17 protein-coding genes are annotated in these 18,248 nt (G+C 67.4%); 9 read left to right on the top strand and 8 right to left on the bottom strand.

Annotated elements, in window-relative coordinates; all coding sequences use genetic code 11:
- Positions 1-246: 246 nt before the first annotated feature.
- Together J8I33_RS05915 and J8I33_RS05920 are read right to left on the bottom strand one after the other, a co-directional pair.
- Positions 247-1,584 (bottom strand): nitrate/sulfonate/bicarbonate ABC transporter ATP-binding protein, encoded by a 1,338-nt coding sequence (locus J8I33_RS05915; RefSeq protein WP_006755837.1) that lies wholly within the window; start codon positions 1,582-1,584, stop codon positions 247-249.
- 22 nt (positions 1,585-1,606) lie between these two features.
- Positions 1,607-3,364: an ABC transporter permease subunit gene (locus J8I33_RS05920; RefSeq protein ID WP_050012012.1), complete on the bottom strand. Its 1,758-nt coding sequence runs from the start codon at positions 3,362-3,364 to the stop codon at positions 1,607-1,609.
- A gap of 503 nt (positions 3,365-3,867) precedes the next feature.
- Here J8I33_RS05920 and J8I33_RS05925 point away from each other — a divergent pair.
- Entirely contained in the window at positions 3,868-4,134 is a 267-nt protein-coding gene (locus J8I33_RS05925) for a hypothetical protein (RefSeq protein WP_011545926.1), read from the top strand.
- Between the two features lie 42 nt (positions 4,135-4,176).
- On the opposite strand, the gene J8I33_RS05930 is transcribed toward J8I33_RS05925, so the two are convergent.
- Positions 4,177-5,496, bottom strand: a complete 1,320-nt coding sequence (locus J8I33_RS05930; RefSeq protein ID WP_050012013.1) for an ATP-binding protein — start codon at positions 5,494-5,496, stop codon at positions 4,177-4,179.
- Positions 5,480-6,205, bottom strand: coding sequence for a response regulator (locus J8I33_RS05935; protein ID WP_006493394.1), 726 nt, complete (start codon positions 6,203-6,205; stop codon positions 5,480-5,482). Before J8I33_RS05935 ends, J8I33_RS05930 begins: the two co-directional genes overlap by 17 nt.
- A 224-nt stretch (positions 6,206-6,429) precedes the next feature.
- Here J8I33_RS05935 and J8I33_RS05940 point away from each other — a divergent pair, with 224 nt between their 5' ends.
- Positions 6,430-6,984: a periplasmic heavy metal sensor gene (locus J8I33_RS05940; protein WP_209933851.1), complete on the top strand. Its 555-nt coding sequence runs from the start codon at positions 6,430-6,432 to the stop codon at positions 6,982-6,984.
- Between the two features lie 69 nt (positions 6,985-7,053).
- Here the strand turns inward: J8I33_RS05940 and J8I33_RS05945 are convergent, their stop codons facing one another.
- Positions 7,054-7,758 carry a pirin family protein gene (locus J8I33_RS05945; protein WP_089488724.1) on the bottom strand — a complete coding sequence of 235 codons (705 nt, stop codon included), beginning with the start codon at positions 7,756-7,758 and terminating at the stop codon, positions 7,054-7,056.
- A gap of 366 nt (positions 7,759-8,124) precedes the next feature.
- On the opposite strand from J8I33_RS05945, the gene J8I33_RS05950 reads away from it, so the two are divergent.
- The 4 genes from J8I33_RS05950 (at position 8,125) to J8I33_RS05965 (ending at position 11,335) form a co-directional block, all read left to right on the top strand.
- On the top strand, positions 8,125-8,907 hold the full coding sequence (locus J8I33_RS05950; RefSeq protein ID WP_124554794.1) for an ABC transporter substrate-binding protein: 783 nt from the start codon (positions 8,125-8,127) through the stop codon (positions 8,905-8,907).
- Between the two features lie 229 nt (positions 8,908-9,136).
- Positions 9,137-9,826, top strand: a complete 690-nt coding sequence (gene hisQ / locus J8I33_RS05955; RefSeq protein WP_006489645.1) for a histidine ABC transporter permease HisQ — start codon at positions 9,137-9,139, stop codon at positions 9,824-9,826.
- Positions 9,823-10,536: an ABC transporter permease gene (locus tag J8I33_RS05960; protein WP_050012017.1), complete on the top strand. Its 714-nt coding sequence runs from the start codon at positions 9,823-9,825 to the stop codon at positions 10,534-10,536. Before hisQ ends, J8I33_RS05960 begins: the two co-directional genes overlap by 4 nt.
- Positions 10,537-10,555: 19 nt before the next feature.
- Positions 10,556-11,335 (top strand): ABC transporter ATP-binding protein, encoded by a 780-nt coding sequence (locus J8I33_RS05965; RefSeq protein ID WP_050012018.1) that lies wholly within the window; start codon positions 10,556-10,558, stop codon positions 11,333-11,335.
- Positions 11,336-11,398: 63 nt separating this feature from the next.
- Here the strand turns inward: J8I33_RS05965 and J8I33_RS05970 are convergent, their stop codons facing one another.
- Positions 11,399-11,896: a GNAT family N-acetyltransferase gene (locus J8I33_RS05970; protein WP_050012019.1), complete on the bottom strand. Its 498-nt coding sequence runs from the start codon at positions 11,894-11,896 to the stop codon at positions 11,399-11,401.
- Between the two features lie 114 nt (positions 11,897-12,010).
- Here J8I33_RS05970 and J8I33_RS05975 point away from each other — a divergent pair, with 114 nt between their 5' ends.
- Positions 12,011-12,964, top strand: a complete 954-nt coding sequence (locus J8I33_RS05975) for a LysR family transcriptional regulator (protein ID WP_209934066.1) — start codon at positions 12,011-12,013, stop codon at positions 12,962-12,964.
- Positions 12,965-13,505: 541 nt separating this feature from the next.
- Positions 13,506-14,585, top strand: coding sequence for a porin (locus tag J8I33_RS05980; protein ID WP_050012021.1), 1,080 nt, complete (start codon positions 13,506-13,508; stop codon positions 14,583-14,585).
- 180 nt (positions 14,586-14,765) lie between these two features.
- On the opposite strand, the gene J8I33_RS05985 is transcribed toward J8I33_RS05980, so the two are convergent.
- Entirely contained in the window at positions 14,766-15,104 is a 339-nt protein-coding gene (locus J8I33_RS05985; RefSeq protein ID WP_006398637.1) for a P-II family nitrogen regulator, read from the bottom strand.
- 83 nt (positions 15,105-15,187) lie between these two features.
- Entirely contained in the window at positions 15,188-16,891 is a 1,704-nt protein-coding gene (locus tag J8I33_RS05990) for an NAD+ synthase (protein WP_089488726.1), read from the bottom strand.
- Between the two features lie 109 nt (positions 16,892-17,000).
- Here J8I33_RS05990 and J8I33_RS05995 point away from each other — a divergent pair, with 109 nt between their 5' ends.
- Positions 17,001-18,179 (top strand): GNAT family N-acetyltransferase, encoded by a 1,179-nt coding sequence (locus tag J8I33_RS05995; protein ID WP_124554792.1) that lies wholly within the window; start codon positions 17,001-17,003, stop codon positions 18,177-18,179.
- Positions 18,180-18,248 lie beyond the last annotated feature (69 nt).

The following is an 18,248-nucleotide window of genomic DNA, read 5'->3' on the forward strand; positions in this document are numbered from 1 at the left end:
AGGACGGCGGCGAAAGTGAACGAAGCGTGAGCGCCGAAGCGTGAAACCGGGCGCGACATCCTCGGCGAACGCCATCCGCGGCGCTTCCGGCAGGAGCACGATCCGCCAGGCGGGTGTCCATGGGGACCGGCGCCCATTGCGAACGCCAGGGCGGGCCACGGGCCCTTGGCCCGCAGCGGCCGAATCAACCCGCTTGGGGGCATCCGGGCGACTCCAGCGGGACGTGCAGGAATCGCCCTGTCAACATCAGGACTCGACGTCCTCGAGGCTGAAGATTTCGGTCTGGTCGTTGTACGAGAAGATCTCGCCGTAACGGCCCCAGTCGATCACCGCGTCGAGCGTTTCCTCGGCCGCGCCGTCCGACAGGAAATCCTCGAGCTCCTGCTCGAAGCGCACGCGCGGCGCGCGATGGCCCGGGCGCTCGTTCAGCACCTTCTTGATCCGCGCGGCGAGCGGCACGTGCTTCAGCAGGTGATCCGCGAACATCAGCTTGCGCTCCTGCGTGCCGAATTCCGCGAACACGCGCCCCGGCGGCGTCAGGAACACGTCGCCTTCGCGCACGTCCGCGAAGCCGAGGTACTGCAGCACTTCCGCGATCGGGAACAGGTCGTCGACTTCCAGATGCAGCGTGCGCGCGATTTCCGGCATGTCCGCGCGGCCGTGGTACGGCGCCATCGCGAGCGTCTCGATCAGGCCGGCCATCAGGTTGGTCGACACCTGCGGCAGCCAGCTGCCGAGCTCGAGCCCCTTCTTCGTCGCCTCGCCGGTCTGCCGCGCGGTCATCTTCGCGTAGATGTCGTCGACGAGCTTGCGGAACGCCGGGTCCAGACGATTGCGCGGGTGCTTGAACGGCACCTTGATCTCGGCGATCACGCGGCCGGGGTTCGACGACAGCACGAGGATCCGGTCGCACATGAACACCGCTTCCTCGATGTTGTGCGTGACGATCAGCACCGACTTGATCGGCATGCGGCCCTGCGTCCACAGGTCCAGCAAATCGGTACGCAGCGTCTCGGCCGTCAGCACGTCGAGCGCGGAGAACGGCTCGTCCATCAGCAGAATGGTCGGATCGACGACGAGCGCGCGCGCGAAACCGACGCGCTGGCGCATCCCGCCCGACAGCTCGCGCGGATACGCGTTCTCGAAGCCGTCGAGACCGATCAGGTCGATCGCGGCGAGCGCACGCTCGCGCCGCTCGCGCGCGCCGACGCCGAGCGCTTCCAGCCCGGCCTCCACGTTCTGCAGCACGGTGAGCCACGGGAACAGCGCGAAGGTCTGGAACACCATCGCGACGCCTTCGGCCGGGCCGCGCAGCGGCTTGCCGAGATAGGTCACTTCGCCGCCGGTCGGCTCGATCAGCCCGGCGATGATCCGCAGCAGCGTCGACTTGCCCGAGCCCGAGCGGCCGAGCAGGCCGACGATCTCGCCTTCGCGCAGCGACAGGTTCGCGTCGTCGAGCACGAGCAGCTCGCCCTGCGTCTTGTTGAAGCCGCGGCAGACATGATCGACGCGCAGGATTTCTTCACCGAGGCGCGGCGGCTGGGACGTCTGGACGGGGGCGTTTACAGCATTCGGATTGTGCATCGCGTTTCGCTCTCAATCGGTCTCAGTCGAGCCGCAGCTTCGCTTCGGCGAAGGCATACAGCGGGCGCCACAGTAGGCGGTTGAACAGGGTGACGAACAGGGACATCACGGCGATGCCCAGGATGATCTTCGGGAAATCGCCGGCGGCGGTGGTCCGCGCGATGTAGGCGCCGAGGCCATGCGCCTCGATCCGGGTGCTGCCCCACTGTACGGCTTCCGACACAATGCTCGCGTTCCACGCGCCGCCCGACGCGGTGATCGCGCCGGTCACGTAGTACGGGAAGATGCCGGGCAGGATCGCCTGACGCCACCACTGCCAGCCGCGGATGCGGAAGTTGGTCGCCGCTTCGCGATAGTCGTTCGGGTAGGACGTCGCGCCGGCGATCACGTTGAACAGGATATACCACTGCGTACCGAGCACGATCAGCGGCGACAGCCAGATGTCCGCATTCAGGTGGAAACGCGCGATCACGATCACGAACACCGGGAACAGCAGGTTCGCGGGGAACGCGGCGAGGAACTGCGCGAGCGGCTGCAGCTTCTCGGCCAGCTTCGGACGCAGCCCGACCCACACGCCGATCGGCACCCAGATCAGCGACGCGATCGAGATCAGCACGACCACGCGCAGCAGCGTGATGAGCCCGAGCACGAGCACGTGGCCGACTTCGGCCATCGTCACGCCGGTCGCGACGAAGCTGACGACGCGCCACACGATATAGGCCGTGCCGAGCAGCACGAGCCCCGCCCACGCGATGTCGACCGTGCGCGACGCCTTCTTCTCGACGCGCGGCAGCGTAAAGCGCATCGCGCCCGACAGCGGCAGGCGCAGCGGGATCCGCGCGGCCTTCGCGAAGAACCAGCCGGCCGGCACGAGCAGCTGATGGATCAGCCGCGTGCGGCGCACGAGGTCGAGCAGCCACGATTGCGGCGCATCGCCCGACGCGGTGTTTTCCATCCGGAACTTGTCGGCCCACGCGATGAGCGGGCGGAACAGGAACTGGTCATACGCGAGGATCACGACCGTCATCGTCAGGATCACCCAGCCGATCGCGCCGAAATTCTTGTCCGCGATCGCCTGCGCGAGATACGCGCCGATGCCCGGCAGCGTGATCGTCTGGTTGCCGACGGTGATCGCCTCCGACGCGACGACGAAGAACCAGCCGCCCGACATCGACATCATCATGTTCCAGATCAGGCCCGGCATCGAGAACGGCACCTCGAGCTTCCAGAAGCGCTGCCAGGACGTCAGGTGGAAGCCGCGCGACACCTCGTCCAGGTCGCGCGGCACCGTGCGCAGCGACTGGTAGAAGCTGAACGTCATGTTCCACGCCTGGCTCGTGAAGATCGCGAAGATCGCGGCCAGCTCGGCGCCGAGCACGCGGCTCGGGAACAGCGCGAGGAAGAACGTGACCGTAAACGAGATGAAGCCGAGCACCGGCACCGACTGCAGGATGTCGAGGATCGGGATCAGCACCATGCCCGCGCGGCGGCTCTTGGCCGCGAGCGTGCCGTAGACGAGCGTAAACGCCAGAGACGCGACCATCGCGGCGAGCATCCGCAGCGTGGTGCGCAGTGCATATTCGGGCAGGTTCGACGGATCGAGCGAGATCTTCTGCGTCTGCAGCACGCCGATCGGCGCCAGCGTTTCGTGAAAGCCGACCACCGCCATCGCGATCAGGCAGATGATCAGCGGAAAGGCGATGAAGTCCCACCGGTTCGGCAACACGCGCCACGCGGATGCGTTGGCGGTCCGGTTCGGATTGAAGAATCCGACGTTCATCAGGCGCCCTCCCCGGTAAGGCCGATCGAAGCCGGCAGTCGATGTTGATTCATGGCAAAGCGCACGGGCGCGGTAATTCGATTGACTGGCGATCTCGCGCACGCGGCGCGCCGTGCGTGCATGCGCTGCCGCGGCCGGTCGAGCCGGGCCGCGACGGCACGACACTACACCAACCTGTATTTCAGGTACAACCGTCCGGGGACGGCGCAGGCAACGCATGGATCGTGCCCGGCGCGTGGACGGATGGCGGGCGCGCGGTACGGAACAGCCTGGCCGCAGTCCGGCGGCCGGCACGCAGGCCCGAATTATGCCGTGATCCGGCCCGGCCGTGAACCCGCCCCCCGCACGCGGGCACAAACCGTGTCCGGGATCAGCAGCCGGATACGGCGAAGCAGGTATGATCGGGGCTAGCCCCCGGGGTCCGGTTCGGCCGTGTCGCCGCAACACGCACGCGCGCCGTGTCGACCGGCCCCGGGGATCGACCGACGAGCGGGAGGAAGGGAATGGCAGGAAACTTGGTGATCGTCTGTCGCGATCAGGATGCCGACGCGTTCTATGAACTCATGCAGGAGTACGGGTCGTTCCAGACGCGGCTGTCGTCCACGGCGTGGTACCTGAACATGAACGTCGTGCCGGAATCGCTGCAGGAGGAAATCCTGGAGCGCCTCGGCCGGTATACGACCGTCTATATCTTCGAGGCCACCACGGTGACCTACAACACGATCGACAGCAACGCGGCCGAGACGCTCGGCACGCTGTTCGGCGAATGACGCCGCGCGGCGCCCGCCCGGCCGGGCAGGCGCCGCCCCCGCTCATGCGGCCTGTGCATGGGATTCGTCGTCTTTCGGCACGGCGTCGAACGGGAACGTCATCGACACGCGCAGGCCGCCTTCGGGGCGATTGCCGATGTCGCATGCGCCGCCCAGCCTGAGCACGAGCCGCTCGACGATCGCGAGCCCGAGCCCGCTGTGGCCGTTCCCGCCGCGCGCGGGATCGAGCCGCACGAACGGCCGCGTGGCGGCCGCGAGGTCGCGCGGCGCGATGCCGCCGCCGCTGTCGCTGACCGACAGCACGTAGCCGGCCGGCGTGCGCGCCGTCTCGACGAGTACGGGCGGTGCGCCGTACGCATGCGCGTTGTCCAGCAGGTTCGACAGGATCCGGTCGAGCGTCGCCGTCGGCAGCCGGAAGCCGGGATCGGCCTCCAGCCGCGTCTGGACCGCCGGCGCGTTCGGCGCGACCGCGCGATAGCTGCGCGCGATCCGCTCGCACGCGTGATCGACCGGCACCGGCTCGCTGCGGTCGGCCCCGCCATGCGCAAACACCAGGAACTGGTCGACGATGTGCGACATCGAGTCGACGTCGCGCACGACGCCGTCGCGCAGCCGCGCGTCGTCCATCATTTCCGCCCGCAGGCGCATCCGCGCGAGCGGCGTGCGCAGGTCGTGCGCGACGCCGGCCAGCATCACCGCGCGATCACTGTCGGCCTGCGACACCTGCTCGACCATCTGGTTGAAGCCGTGCGTGAGCTGGCGCAGTTCGCGCGGCCCGCGTTCGCGCAGCGGCGGCACCGGCTGCCCGCGGCCGAAACGCGCGACCGCGCGAGCGAGCGAGCGCAGCGGCTGCTGTAACTGCCAGGCCGCGAACAGCGCGGCGATCACGCCGGCCGAGAAGATCGTGCCGAGCCACAGCAGCATCCGGTCGAGCGAGCGCGGCGGCCGCAGCGGCTGCACGGGCACCACGATCCAGTTGCGGTCGGCCGGCTCCTTCACCCACAGCACGGGCGGATGGCCCGGTGTGCCGATCTCGACCTGCGTGCCAGGCGGCATCCGGTCGCTCACATCGTCGCGGAACCGCTTCAGCGGCGGCGGCAGCCCCGCATCGCCGCCCTTCGGCACGTCGGCGCTGTCCGGCGACACGAGCCGCACGCGCGACGGCAGCGGCTGGTCGGGCGTGCGCGCGACGTGCTGGCGCACCGCGTCGACGAGGAACGCGGCCTCCTCGACCGCATAGCGCGTCTGCATCTGGTTGCGCTCGAGCCGCATCGCGAAGAACCACGCGAAGTGCGACAGGAGCAGGACGCCAACGACGAGCAGCGCCAGCCGCCCGAACAGCGAATCAATGGGTTTGCGCATGGGCCTCGCCGTCGGGCACGAACACGTAGCCGCGCCCGCGCACCGTCTGGATGAAGCGCGGCGTCGACGGATCCGTTTCGAGGATGCGGCGCAGGCGCCACACCTGGACGTCGATGCCGCGGTCGGTGCCGTCGTACTCGGGCCCGTGCAGCAGCTCGAGCAGCCGCTCGCGCGTGAGCGTGCGCAGCGCGTGGTTCACGAAGATCTTCAGCAGCGCGAATTCGCTGCTCGACAGCGTGGCCGGCTTGCCGTCGACCGACAGCGTGCGCGCCTGGAAGTCGAGCAGGAAGCGGCCGAACGCGAACGGCTCGCGCTGTTCGGGCGCGGCCGCCGACGGCGTCGCGCGGCGGCGGCGCAGCACGGCCTGCACGCGCGCGAGCAGCTCGCGCGGGTTGAACGGCTTGCCGAGGTAGTCGTCCGCGCCGAGCTCGAGCCCGACGATGCGGTCGACGTCGTCCGCGCGCGCGGTCAGCATGATCACGGGGATGTCGTCGCCGGCCGCGCGCAGCTGGCGCAGCGCGGTCAGGCCGTCCACGCCCGGCATCATCAGGTCCAGCACGATCAGGTCGGGCCGCTCGCGCTCGAGGCGCTTCTCGAGCGTCGCCGCGTCGTGCAGCACGGACACTTCCATCCCCTGGCGCACGAGATAGTCGCGCAGCAGGTCTCGGAGTTCTTGGTCGTCGTCGACGATGAGGATCTGGGTAGTCATGGCTCGAAGTTTACCGCGCGAGGGCGGAGTCGAAGAACGAAACAAAGGGGCGAAAGGGTTACTGCGGGTTACCGCGCAAGGGAACTGTAATGCGCGGTAACCGGGCCGCCGCCCCGCGTAACACCCGTCGGAGCCTGCATCGCTAACCTGCGTCTTACCGGATGCGGTACCCGACTTTTCCGGCACCGCATCGCCGGACCCTTTGGATACAAGGAGTTTCTGAAATGTATAAGAAGACTTCCCGCGTGGCCATCGCGGCCGCCACCGTGCTCGCTCTCGCATTCGGCACCGCGCATGCCGCGCAGCCCGACGACATGCCGCCGCCGGGCGGCCCCGGCATGCACCGGATGCACGGCGGCCATGAAGGCGGCCCGTTCGGCGCGATCATGAAACTGCACGACCAGCTAAAGCTCAATGCGTCGGAGGAGCAGCAATGGCAAGCCGCCGTCAATACGATGAAGCAGAACCGTGACGCGATGCGCAAGAGCCACGAGCAGATGCGCGAGCAGTTCAAGGCCCAGCAGAACCAGCCGATCCTCGACCTGAGCGCGATGCACTCGGCCCGCCAGCAGGCGGAAGCGCAGAACGCGCAGCTGCGCGAGCAGACGTCCGCCGCATGGCTCACGTTCTACAACGGGCTGAACGACCAGCAGAAGACGATGGTCAGCACGGCGCTCAAGCAGCAGTTCGCGAAGATGGAACAGCGCCACGAAAAGATGAAGGCGCGCTGGGAACAGCATCGCGCGGCCGCCAAGGGCGCGTCGGCGCCGGCGCAGTAAGCCGGCGGGCCGCTCGCACGGCGGCACCGAACGGGGACGCAGGCATCGGCCTGCGTCCCCTTTTTCGTTTCAGGCGACGTCGAACAGCAGCACCTCGGCGCTCCGGCCGCGCGCGAACGCCACCGCGTCCACGCCGCCGATCCGCGCGCCGTCGCCGGCGGCCAGCGCGCGGCCGTTGACCTCGACCTCGCCGCGCGCCACGTGCACGTAGACGCTGCGCCCGGCCGGCACGTCGAACGCCGTCGTCTCGTCGCCGTCGATCAGCCCCGCGAAGATGCGGGCATCCGCCCGCATCGACAGCGCGCCGTCGCCGCCGTCGGGCGCCGCGACGAGCCTCAGGCGCCCGCGCTTCTCGTCGTCGGCGAAACGCCGCTCCTCGTAGCCGGGCCGCCCGCCCCGCTCGGCCGGCTGCAGCCAGATCTGCAGCAGATGCAGCGGGCGGTCGCGCGACGCGTTGGTTTCGCCGTGCATGAGCCCCGTGCCGGCGCTCATCCGCTGGATGCCGCCGGTCCGGACGATCGCGCCGCAGCCGAGGCTGTCGCGGTGCGCGAGCACGCCGTCCAGCACGTAGGTGACGATCTCCACGTCGCGGCGCGGCTGCATCCCGAAACCGCGCGTCGGCGCAATCAGATCCTCGCTCAGCACGCACAGCGCGCCGACGGGCGGACGCACCGGCGCATGCGCGGTGCGGCAGGCAGACGAAAAACTGTGACTCGATTCGAGCCAGCCGTGGCGCGTATGCCAGCGGTCTTCGGCGCGCAGGATCTGGAACATTGGGGTGGACGCTCGGGGGCGCAGATGTTCTGTTCGGGTTTACCTCCACTGTAGGGGGACCTCGAACGCGCCACAATCCGCCGCCCGCGCACCGCATCGTTGCAGCCGCGGAACCAATTGCCGAAATATTCGTTGCGAATACCGCGATTACCGCAACAGCCGATTCGAGGAATCGGTCGACCGTGCCGGATTGCCGTTTTCCGGGTATCGCGTTCGGGTAAAATACCGCCCTTTTGGCGTTCGCCGTTCCGGCGGCCGCCAACGTCAGAGCGCCGATCGGCGATTTTTGGCCGTCTAGAATACGCCGCGGCGCCCGGTTCGACCGGCCGCGAGCGCCCCCGGAAAGTCAGCAACAGAAGGATGGAAATGAAGAAGGCCGCCCTGTGCGCCGCCCTCGCCCTCGTGGCGGGCAGCGCCTTCGCGAAGGAGTGGAAGACCGTGCGGATCGGCGTCGACGCCAGCTACCCGCCGTTCGAGTCGACCGCGCCGAGCGGCGAGATCGTCGGTTTCGACGTGGATCTCACCAAGGAAATCTGCAAGCGGATCAACGTGAGATGCGTGTGGGTGGCGCAGGATCTCGACGGAATCATCCCGGCGCTGAAGGCGAAGAAGTACGACGTCATCGTGTCGTCGCTGACCGTCACGGACAAGCGTCGCGAACAGATCGACTTCTCCGACAAGGTGTACGACGCACCCGCACGGATGATCGCGAAGACCGGCTCGCCGCTGCTGCCGACGGTCGCGTCGCTGAAGGGCAAGCGCGTCGGCGTCGAGCAGGGCTCGACGCAGGAAACCTACGCGAAGGCGTACTGGGAACCGCAGGGCGTGACGATCGTTCCTTACCAGAACCAGGACCAGGTCTATACCGATCTCGGCACGGGCCGCCTCGACGCGACGCTGCAGGACGAGCTGCAGGCCGACTACGGCTTCCTGCGCACGCCGCGCGGCAAGGGCTTCGCGTTCGCCGGGCCGGAAGTGAAGGATCCGAAGACGATCGGCGACGGCACCGCGATCGGCCTGCGCAAGGAAGATACCGACCTGAAGCTCAAGATCAACCGGGCGCTGGCCGACATGCACAAGGACGGCACCTACGACCGGCTGTCGCACAAGTACTTCTCGTTCAGCGTCTATTCGGCGCCGGCCCGCTGAACGCGGCCCAAGCAGAAGCATCGGATGCGGGGGCGGCCCCGCGTCCGGGCAGTACAGGCAGTCAACCACGCGCCGCCCGCCTCTTGCCCGTCGCTCGCGCGACGGGCGGGCCCAGCACCGTTGCCGGGGCGGACGGTCATGATACGCACGGGGCGTTCCGCGCAGCTTGGCGGACGCGTGTTTCGCGGCGCACCGCGTGCGCCGTCAGGGACCACACCAGGGACCCCATATGTTTCTACAAGGCTACGGCCCGCTGATCCTCGCCGGCACCTGGCAAACCGTCAAACTGGCGGTGCTTTCGCTTGCGCTGTCGTTCCTGCTGGGGCTGCTCGGCGCCGGCGCGAAGCTGTCGCGCAACCGCGTGACGAACGGCGTCGGCACCGTCTACACGACGCTGATCCGCGGCGTGCCCGATCTCGTGCTGATGCTGCTGCTGTTCTACAGCCTGCAGATCTGGCTGAACATGGCGACCGACGCGCTCGGCTGGGACCAGATCGACATCGACCCATTCCTCGCCGGCGTGCTCGTGCTCGGCTTCATCTACGGCGCGTACTTCACCGAGACGTTCCGCGGCGCGTTCCTGTCGGTGCCGCGCGGCCAGCTCGAGGCCGGCAGCGCCTACGGGATGACGAACTGGCAAGTATTCACGCGGATCATGTTCCCGCAGATGATGCGCTTCGCGCTGCCGGGCATCGGCAACAACTGGCAGGTGCTCGTGAAGTCGACCGCGCTCGTGTCGATCATCGGTCTGGCCGACGTCGTGAAGGCGTCGCAGGACGCCGGCAAGGGCACGCTGCGATTCTTCTTCTTCACGCTGATCGCGGGAGCGGTCTACCTCGCCATCACGACGATCTCGAACTTCGTGCTGATGTGGCTCGAAAAGCGCTACTCGACCGGTGTCCGCAAGGCTGACCTATGATCGAACTCATCCAAGAATACTGGCGCAACTATCTGTACACCGACGGCTATCGCATTACCGGTGTCGCGATCACGCTGTGGCTGCTGGTCGTGTCGATCGGCCTCGGCTTCTGCCTGTCGGTGCCGCTCGCCGTCGCGCGCGTGTCGAAGCGAAAGTGGCTGGCGGGCGCCGTGTGGCTGTATACGTACGTGTTCCGCGGCACCCCGCTCTACGTGCAGCTGCTGCTCTGCTACACGGGCCTGTACAGCCTGCAGGCGGTGCGCGGCACGCCGATGCTCGATGCGTTCTTCCGCGACGGGATGCACTGCACGCTGCTCGCGTTCACGCTGAACACCTGCGCGTACACCACCGAAATCTTCGCGGGCGCGATCAAGGCGACGTCGTACGGCGAGATCGAAGCCGCGCGCGCGTACGGGATGTCGCCGTTCACGATGTATCGCCGCGTGATCCTGCCATCGGCGCTGCGCCGCGCGCTGCCGCTGTACAGCAACGAAGTGATCCTGATGCTGCACGCGACGACGGTGGCCTTCACCGCGACCGTGCCGGACATCCTGAAGATCGCGCGCGACGTGAACTCGGCGACCTACATGTCGTTCCACGCGTTCGGCATCGCCGCGCTGCTCTACCTCGTGATCTCGTTCACGCTCGTGTGGCTGTTCCGCCAGGCCGAGCGCCGCTGGCTCGCGTATCTGCGCCCGCAAGGCAAGTAAGTTTCCGCAGGACTATCGAATGAACTCCCAGACCCAGAAGCTTTTCGTCGACGATCTCCACAAGCGGTACGGCGACAACGAGGTGCTCAAAGGCGTGTCGCTGAGGGCGAACTCGGGCGACGTGATCAGCGTGATCGGCTCGTCCGGCTCCGGCAAGAGCACGATGCTGCGCTGTATCAACTTCCTCGAGCAGCCGAACGCGGGTCGCATCTTCGTCGACGGCGAGGAAGTGCGCACCGCGCTCGACAAGACGGGCGCACTGCGCGCGGCCGATTCGAAACAGCTGCAGCGCGTGCGCACCAAGCTGTCGATGGTGTTCCAGCACTTCAACCTCTGGTCGCACATGAACGTGATCGAGAACGTGATGGAAGCGCCGGTGAACGTGCTCGGCATCCCGAAGAAGGAAGCCGAGGACCGTGCGCGCGAGTATCTCGAGAAGGTCGGCCTCGCGCCGCGCGTCGAGAAGCAGTATCCGTCGCATTTGTCCGGTGGCCAGCAGCAGCGCGTGGCGATCGCGCGGGCGCTCGCGATGCATCCGGACGTGATGCTGTTCGACGAGCCGACCTCCGCGCTCGACCCGGAACTGGTGGGCGAAGTGCTGAAGGTGATGCAGAAGCTGGCCGAGGAAGGCCGCACGATGATCGTCGTCACGCACGAGATGGGCTTCGCGCGCAACGTGTCGAACCACGTGATGTTCCTGCACCAGGGCCGCGTCGAGGAACAAGGCGTGCCGGCCGAGGTGTTCGCGAACCCGAAGAGCGACCGCCTGCGCGGCTTCCTGTCGGGCAGCCTCAAGTAACGCCCGTCACGCGCCACGCCCGAGCGGGCGCCCGCGGTTCGCCGCGCGGCGCCCGTTTTGCGTTTACGCGGCGCTCACCGGCGTGCCGTCGGCGAACGCGCGCAGTTCGTCGCCCGCCAGCCGGTAACGCACCCATTCGCTCTGCGGCGCCGCGCCGACGCTTTCGTAGAAGCGAATCGCCGGCTCGTTCCAGTCGAGCACGCTCCATTCGAAACGCCCGCAGCCCGAGTCGACCGCGATCCGCGCGAGCGCCTTCAGCAGCCGCAGCCCCGCGCCGGCGCCGCGAAAACGCGGCGATACGTACAGATCCTCCAGATACAGCCCCTGCCGCGCGAGCCACGTCGAATACGAGAAGAAATACACGGCGAAGCCGGCCGGCTCGCCGTCGATCTCGCACATCAGCGCCCGCGCCGGCGAGCCTTCGCCGAACAGGCTGCGTTCGAGCGATTCGGGCGTCGCGACGACTTCGTGCTCCGCTTTCTCGTAGACGGCCAGTTCGGTGATGAAGCGCAGGATCTGCGGCACGTCGGCGACGGTGGCGGAACGGATATCGATTTGCACGGGTTGAGCCCTCCTCCGGCCCGGGATGTGAAACGGAAAACGGCGCCGCGCAGCCCGCAGCCGCGCTGGCGCCGTTCAAACCGTCATGCTACGTTCATGCGATGCCTGCAGGAAGTGCAGGTTCTTCATCCGGACCTGAACACGATGCATCCCGATCTGCGCCGCCTCGACCTGAACCTGCTGCTCGTGTTCGACGCGCTGTACCGCCACCGGTCGGTCGCAGCGGCCGCGCACGAGCTCGCGTTGAGCCCGTCGGCGTTGAGCCATGCGCTCGCCCGGCTGCGCGACGCGATCGGCGATGCGCTGTTCGTGCGGCTCGGCAACGAGATGCAGCCGACCGTGCGCGCCGACGACATCGCCACGTGGGCCGGCGACGCGCTCGACGCGATGTCGAAGGGGCTCGCCCGCGCGCGCCGCTTCGATCCGGCGCAAAGCGACCGTACGTTCGTGTTCGCCGCGACCGACTACACGGCATTCGCGGTGCTGCCGGCGTTCGTCGCCCGCATCCAGCACGTGGCGCCGCACCTGCGCATCCGCGTCGTCCATTCGGACCGCAAGATTTCCGTCGACGAACTCGCGGCCGGCCGCATCGACTTCGCGCTCGGCTACCACGAGGAATCGGCGGCCGACGCACCGGGAATCGAGGATGTCGACTGGTTCTCCGACGATTACGTCGTGATCGCGAGCGCCACGCATCCGGACATCCGCCGGCGGCTGACGCTCGACCAGTACCTGGCGGCGCGCCACGTGGTCGTCACGCCGTGGAACGAGTCGCGTGGCGTCGTCGACTACGTGCTCGACCGGCTCGGCGTCGCGCGGCACGTCGCCGTGCAGTTGCCGACCGTGCTGGCCGCGCCGTTCGTGATCGCGGAGTCGGCACTCCTGATGACCGCGCCGAACCGCGCCGCGCAGGCGCTGCGGCACGCGGCGCCGATCCGCATCTTCCCCGCGCCGTTCGAAATCCCGCGCTACACGGTGAAGGTCTACTCGCATGCGAAGCATGCGCGCACCGACGCGCATCGCTGGATCCGCGCGCAGTTGCTCGACGCACGGCCGAGCGCGGACTAGCCACAGCGCGTTTCGGCCGGGCGTTTCCGGCGTCGATCCGCGATGGCGACAATCGCCCGAATCATTACGAAATACTTACCCATTTCGCGACTTTCGCGCTTACGCCGGCGCCTTTGCAACGTCAATAGTGGCAATCCTTGAGCCCTATCCGCCGAATCCATGTCTCCCTTGTGGGACAAGGGTTTTCCGGTAATCGAGAACCCTTGGGAGCCCTGTTGCGCACCGTGTTGCATGGCAATTTGGCGACAGCGGTTAGTCAAACAACGATTTCCGTCGCCACAAAATTGTATTTTTGCTAAATTAGTAACCAAAGTAGCAAAACGAAGTTCGTGAAATGTAGTTTAGCTTCACGACACAACAAGGAGACCCCGCAGGCCGACCCGGCTGCGCGGGACCGCTCAACGGTTTTCCGTCTGCTTGCCCGCGTGCCGCGCTTACCGGCCCTGCACGAGGTCTCCCTGGTTATCCCGCTTTTGCCCGGCGCTCGCGCTCCGGGCATCTCGTGCAGTCTGGGTTGACTTTTTGACAGGGTATGGAGGAGATGATGAAGAAAGCTTTGGTCGCGGCGGCGCTGATGGCTGCTGGGGTGGTGACGGCGCACGCGCAGAGCAGCGTCACGCTGTATGGCCGCCTGGATGCAGGTATCGAGTACATGAACGGCCTGCAAAACGGCCACCAAGTGCGCGCGGAAAGCGGCGACTGGGGCACGAGCCTGTGGGGCTTGAAGGGTAGCGAGGACATCGGTGGCGGCAACAAGGTCCTGTTCCACATCGAAGGCGCGTTCAACACGATGACGGGCGGCTTCAGCGGCTCGATCTGGGATCGTTTCGCGACCGTCGGTATCTCGAACGACCGCTACGGTACGCTGCTGCTGGGTCGCGAGCTCGCGATCGCCAACGGCGTGTGGGATTTCGACCCGTTCGGCCAGTCGGCCTGGTCGACGGCCTCGCTGGTGCGCGGCCGCAACTGGAACAAGACCAGCAACAACGTGTCGTACCAGTCGCCGTCGCTCTACGGCCTCGACTTCTACGGCCAGTTCTCGTTCTCGAATTCGACCAGCTTCAACGGCAACACGACGGCCGGCCAACCGGGTCGTGCAATGGGCGGTCAGGTCACCTACACGAACTCGCTGTTCCAGTTGCGCGGCATCTACGACGAAACGCGCGACAGCAACGGCCGCTTCTCGGACGTGTTCAACTACTCGCGCGAATACTTCGCGGGCGTGAACGTGTTCCTCGGCCAGTTCAAGGTTCAGGCGGCCTACCAGGCATCGCGCGCGGACGGCAGCGGCGGCCCGGCAGTGAACGCCGGCGTGACGGGTACGCAACAGGTGTGGGGCGGCGTGACGTGGCAGGCGACGCCGGCAGCGGCGCTGATCGCGGCCGTGTATCACGTGAACGCGAACCACGGCGGCGGCAACGCGAACATCTACACGATCGGCGGTTCGTACAACATCTCGAAGCGCACGCTGTTCGACCTGCAGGCCGCGACGGTACGCAACAGCTCGTCGGCCAACTTCGGCCTGAACGCGAACGGTGCGGGCACCGCCGTGTCGACCGGCAACCCGCATCCGGGCGGCAGCCAGACCGGCGTCTACGCCGGCATCCAGCACCTGTTCTGATCAGGCGCCGTCAAAGAACGATTCGACAACACTTTCCACGCTGCTGCGAGAGGCGCGTATCGGTGCGGTACCCAACCGGGTATCCGCACCGTTTTTTCTTGGGCGGCGGATTCTTGCGACCCGTGGCCCGCTCGGCCGAAGCGGCCGGGAAGTGATTGAACGGCGCGGAAGCGGCGGCGCTCAGACGGCCGCTTCGTTCTCTTCGCCGGTGCGGATGCGGATCACGCGCTCGACGTCCGACACGAAGATCTTGCCGTCGCCGATCTTGCCGGTGCGCGCCGCACCGATCACCGCGTCGATCACCTGATCGACCTGCGCTTCCGCGACGACCACCTCGATCTTCATCTTCGGCAGGAAGTCGACCACGTATTCGGCGCCGCGATACAGCTCGGTGTGGCCCTTCTGACGGCCGAAGCCCTTCACTTCCGTCACGGTCAGGCCCGTGAGACCGACTTCGGCGAGCGCTTCGCGGACTTCGTCCAGCTTGAACGGCTTGATGATGGCGGTGATGCGTTTCATGATGGTTGTCCCTCAATGCTCGTTTGGATGAAAAATCGCGTTCCCGATTGTAAGCCGGCGGGCCGCCTCCGGCCCAGCACCGGTCAATCGAGCCGTTCGGTAAAACGTGATGTGATCGGGTAGCGCCAGTCGCGCCCGAATGCGCGATGCGTGACCCGGATGCCGATCGGCGCCTGGCGGCGCTTGTATTCGTTGATCTTGATGAGCCGCGTCACGCGCTCGACGTCGGCCTGCGCGTAGCCGGCCGCAACGATCTCGGCGAGCGGCCGGTCTTCTTCCATGTACATCCGCATGATCGCGTCGAGCACGTCGTACGGCGGCAGGCTGTCCTGGTCGGTCTGGTTCTCGCGCAGCTCCGCCGACGGCGCGCGCGTCAGGATCCGCTCGGGAATCACGTCGCGCAGCGCGTAATCGGTCGTTTCGTTGCGATAGCGGCAGAGTTGGTACACGAGCGTCTTCGCGATGTCCTTGATCACCGCGAAACCGCCGGCCATGTCGCCGTACAGCGTGCAGTAGCCGACCGCCATCTCGCTCTTGTTGCCGGTCGTCAGCACGATCGAGCCGAACTTGTTCGACAGCGCCATCAGCAGCGTGCCGCGGATGCGCGCCTGGATGTTCTCCTCCGTCGCGTCTTCCGCGCGGCCCGCGAATTCGTCCGCGAGCGCGGTGCGGAATGCATCGAACATCGGCGCGATCGCGATCTCGTCGTAGCGCACGCCGACGCGCCGCGCCATTTCCGCCGCATCGGTGGTCGAGATGTCGGCCGTGAAGCGCGACGGCATCATCACCGCGCGCACGCGCTCCGGCCCGAGCGCATCGCATGCGACGGCCAGCACCAGCGCCGAATCGACGCCGCCCGACAGCCCGATCAGCACGCCGGGAAAGCCGTTCTTGCCGATGTAGTCGCGCACGCCGGTCACCAGCGCGCGGTACACCTGCGCGTGCGTCGACAACTCGGGCGCGATCGCGCCAGGCAGCGGCCGCGCGCCATCGAATTCGACGATCGCATGCCCTTCGTCGAACTGCGGCATCTTCGCGACGAGCGCGCCGTCGCCGTCGAGCACGAACGACCCGCCGTCGAACACGAGTTCGTCCTGGCCGCCGACGAGGTTCACGTAGACCATCGGCAGCCCGGTCTCGCGAATCCGCGCGCGCAGGATGTCGATGCGCACCGCCTCCTTGTTCATGTGATACGGCGAGCCGTTCGGGATCAGCAGCACCTGCGCGCCGGCCGCCTTCGCGATCTGCGCGGCCGACGCATGCCACGCGTCCTCGCAAATGATCACGCCGTATTTCACGCCGTTCAGCTCGAACACGAGCGGCTCGGTATCGGTCGCGAAGTAGCGTTTCTCGTCGAACACCTCGGCGTTCGGCAGATCCTGCTTGCGGTACGTGCCGACGATCTCGCCGCCGACGATCAGCGACGCCGCGTTGAAGGTATCGGTGGGCGGCACGCCGCGCTCGATCGGGCGGTTTGCATTACCATCGACGGCTGACGCGCTGCCCGCCCCCGCACCGCGCAACGGATGGCCGACCAGTACCGCGAGCCCGTCGAACGCCTTCAGTGCGTCGGCGAGCGCGTCGAGCGCGGCGGCCGCCGCCGCGTAGAACGCGGGTCGCAGCAGCAGGTCTTCGGGTGGATAGCCGGACAACGCGAGTTCGGGGGCGACCATCAGTTGCGCACCATCGTTGTGCGCGGCGCGCGCGGCCGCGACGATGCGCGCGACGTTGCCGGCGAAATCGCCGACGGTGACGTTGATCTGGGCGAGAGCGAGTCGGGTCTTCATGGCGGGAGCGGCGCAACCCGGCGGCGCGCCTTGAACGGCTGACGAAATCGATCCGGGCGCGGGCCACGGCGGCCCGCATCCGGCAACATCCAACGGTACGGATTCACGCTTGAAACACGAACGCATCGATTATCGCACGGGCATCCTGTCGTCCCCCGCCGAGGTGCCGGCCGACGAATGGAACGCGCTGCTCGCGGGCGACGCGCAGCCCACGCCGTTCCTGCGCCACGAATTCCTCGACGCGCTGCACGTCGCGCGCTGCGCGGTGGACGACACCGGCTGGTCGCCGCACTTCGTCACGCTGACCGACACGCGCACCGGCCGCCTCGCGGCCGCCGCGCCCGTCTACGCGAAACAGCATTCGTACGGCGAATACGTGTTCGATTGGGCGTGGGCCGACGCGTACCAGCGCAACGACCTGCCCTACTACCCGAAGCTGCTGTGCGCGGTGCCGTTCACGCCGGTGCAGGGCACGCGGCTGCTCGCGGCCGACGACGACGCGCGCCGCCGGCTCGCGGCCACGCTGCTCGCGTTCGCCGAGCAGAGCGACGTGTCGTCGCTGCACGTGCTGTTTCCGACCGGCGACGAAGCGCGCCTGCTCGAATCGATGGGGATGATGCTGCGCGAAGGCGTGCAGTTTCACTGGCTCAACGACGGCTACCGCCACTTCGACGATTTCCTCGCCACACTCGAGCAGAAGAAGCGCAAGAACATCCGCGCGGAGCGGCGCAAGGTGCACGACGCGGGCGTGACCTTCCGGCGGCTGACCGGCGATCAGATCACCGACGCCGACTGGCGCTTCTTCTCGCGCTGCTATCGGCAAACGTACCGCGAGCACTATTCGAGCCCGTACCTGAACCTCGACTTCTTCCGCACGATCGGCGCGACGATGCCCGAGAACCTGCTGCTCGTGATCGCGGAAGCCGACGGGAAACCGATCGCGAGCGCGCTCGCCGTGTACCGGCGCGGCGAGCACGGCGGCGGCACGCTGTACGGCCGCTACTGGGGCGCGATCGAACACGTGCCCTGCCTGCATTTCGAAACCGCCTACTATCAGTTGCTCGAATTCTGCATCGAGGCCGGACTCGACACGTTCGAAGGCGGCGCGCAGGGCGAGCACAAGCTCGCGCGTGGTTTCCTGCCGACCGTCACGCACTCCGCGCACTGGCTCGCGCATCCGGCGTTTTCCGATGCGGTCGCGCGCTTTCTCGAGCGCGAGACCGAGCATATCCACGCGTACGTCGACGAACTGCGCGAACACGATCCGTTCCGGCGCAACACCGGCTAGCGCCGTCCGGCGCGCCGCGCAGGCGGCGAAGCCACGCAAGGGCCTCGCCGCCTGCCGTCCGGCTACCGC

It is taken from the genome of Burkholderia sp. AcTa6-5 (genome assembly GCF_017815075.1).
Taxonomy (GTDB): domain Bacteria; phylum Pseudomonadota; class Gammaproteobacteria; order Burkholderiales; family Burkholderiaceae; genus Burkholderia; species Burkholderia sola.